This window comes from Bartonella sp. AC535YNZD, assembly GCF_042196625.1.
In the GTDB taxonomy this organism is placed as follows: Bacteria; Pseudomonadota; Alphaproteobacteria; order Rhizobiales; family Rhizobiaceae; genus Bartonella.
Genome location: NZ_JBHIQP010000046.1, coordinates 1 through 1,821, shown reverse-complemented (window position 1 = coordinate 1,821; position 1,821 = coordinate 1). Strand labels below are relative to the sequence as shown.

The 1,821-nt window shown below is 37.8% G+C and carries 2 protein-coding genes and 3 pseudogenes; all 5 read left to right on the top strand.

Annotation, left to right across the window (positions count from 1 at the left end):
- Positions 1-135 (top strand): annotated as a pseudogene (locus ACFIM8_RS09030) (phage regulatory protein/antirepressor Ant); the annotation flags it as partial.
- A gap of 12 nt (positions 136-147) precedes the next feature.
- Positions 148-465, top strand: a complete 318-nt coding sequence (locus tag ACFIM8_RS09025; RefSeq protein WP_375607537.1) for a hypothetical protein — start codon at positions 148-150, stop codon at positions 463-465.
- 11 nt (positions 466-476) lie between these two features.
- Positions 477-914 (top strand): annotated as a pseudogene (locus tag ACFIM8_RS09020) (hypothetical protein); the annotation flags it as partial.
- Positions 915-1,055: 141 nt separating this feature from the next.
- On the top strand, positions 1,056-1,622 hold the full coding sequence (locus ACFIM8_RS09015; protein WP_375614824.1) for a hypothetical protein: 567 nt from the start codon (positions 1,056-1,058) through the stop codon (positions 1,620-1,622).
- Between the two features lie 74 nt (positions 1,623-1,696).
- Positions 1,697-1,821, top strand: a pseudogene (locus ACFIM8_RS09010) (recombinase); the annotation flags it as partial.

The window sequence follows — 1,821 nt, the reverse complement described above, 5'->3', positions numbered from 1 at the left end:
AAGCAACTTATGGATTGTCCAACTATCACACTTCAAACCGCAAATGGAATAGAAAAGGTCATTCCTTGCGCAAAAATCACCACAAAAGGTATGGGGCTGCTGTCTCAAGAGCTTAAAAGACAAAGCATGCATTAAGAGGAGGTTATTATGATAAAAAAGAAATATGAACTGACTGATGAGACAATTAAAGTTGATGGAAAAACTCTCTACCGCATACGTGCATTAAAGAATTTCGGAGATATTAAAAAAGGTGATCTTGGTGGCTTTGTAGAGACTGAAAGAAATCTTAGCCATGATGACAATTGTTGGGTTGGTGATGAGGCGTGGGTTTATGAAAATGCATATGTCTATGAAAACGCCAAGGTTTATGAAGATGCCGAAGTCTATAATAACGCAAAAGTTGGTGGTAATGCCATAGTAGCTGGCAAAACAGCATTTTATGGAAGTGATGCTATCTTAAGGTAGGGGCAAAAACCATGGAAAAGAAATACAAACTGACTGATGAAACAATTGAGTTTGATGGCAAAACCCTTCACCGTATTCGTGCTTTAAGGGATTTTGATGATGTTAAAGCAGATGACCTAGGCGGTTTTATACAAAAAGAAGACAATCTAAGTCATGATGGCAATTGCTGGATTGGGGATTATGCAAAAGTCTATGGTTATGCCAAGGTTTTTGGTGATGCTAAGGTTTACGAAAATGCACAAGTTTACGGTTATGCACATGTTTACGGCAATTCTCGTATTTATGGCAAAGCAGAAGTTTTCGATGAACCATGCATTTACGGTCATGCAGAAATTTACGGTGATGCATATATTTGCGGTGAACCTAGCGTTTTTGATAATGCAGAAGTTTATGGCAATGCACAAGTTTACGAAGAGCCATACATTTACGATAGGGCGCGTGTTTACGGCAATGCGCATGTTTACGGTGATGCGCATGTTTACGGTGATGCGCATGTTTACGGTCATGCAGAAATTTACGGTGATGCATGTGTATGTTGGAACGATTGGATTGATGACGATAAAAGAATCTCAACTAGAGAAAAAAAACAGATGAAAAAATACGAACTTACTGATGAAATAAAAGAATTTTATGATGCAAGAACCGATAAAAGTAAAAAACTTTATCGCATACGTGCATTAAGAGATTTTAGAAATATTAAAAAAGGTTACTTAGGCGGCTATATACAAAAAGAAGACAACCTATCGCATGAAGGCGATTGTTGGGTTTGGCATAAAGCTATGGTTTATGGTGACGCTAAGATTTTCGGCAATGCACAAGTATTTGAATGCGCAGAAATTACAGGAAGGGCGCGTGTTTATGAAAATGCAAAAGTTTGCGGTGGAGCATATGTTGAATATGATGCACAAGTTTACGGCAATGCACAAATTTATGGTGAGGCTCGAGTTTTGGGCCATGTTTATGGCAATGCCCGTGTCTATGGAAATGCTTATATAAGTGATAAAGCACACATTTCCGGAAATATGAAAATTCTAGATGGAGTATATATTTTCGATAATGTAAATATTTCTGGTAATCTTGAAATTCGTGGACGCAATTCAATCATCTACGAAAGTGACTATTCAGCAAGCGATATAAGCTACATAAGCCGTTTCTAACACCGAAAAACCAACTTTTAAACACCAGCGTGATTCACGCCACGGGGGAATTGCGCGCAATGGAGGAAAGAAAAATGAATGAACAAAACACTAACTTAACAGAAGTAAACAAAACAAACGACTGTGAAGTTAAACCTACAGCTATGGAACTTATTTTAGAAAGAGCTCTAGAAAATGATGTTGATCTGGACCGTCTCAA

Bases quoted from the DNA above. Each gene is read 5' to 3' on its own strand.
- ACFIM8_RS09025 (WP_375607537.1), top strand. From the start codon at position 148: ATGATAAAAAAGAAATATGAACTGACTGATGAGACAATTAAAGTTGAT.
- ACFIM8_RS09015 (WP_375614824.1), top strand. From the start codon at position 1,056: ATGAAAAAATACGAACTTACTGATGAAATAAAAGAATTTTATGATGCA.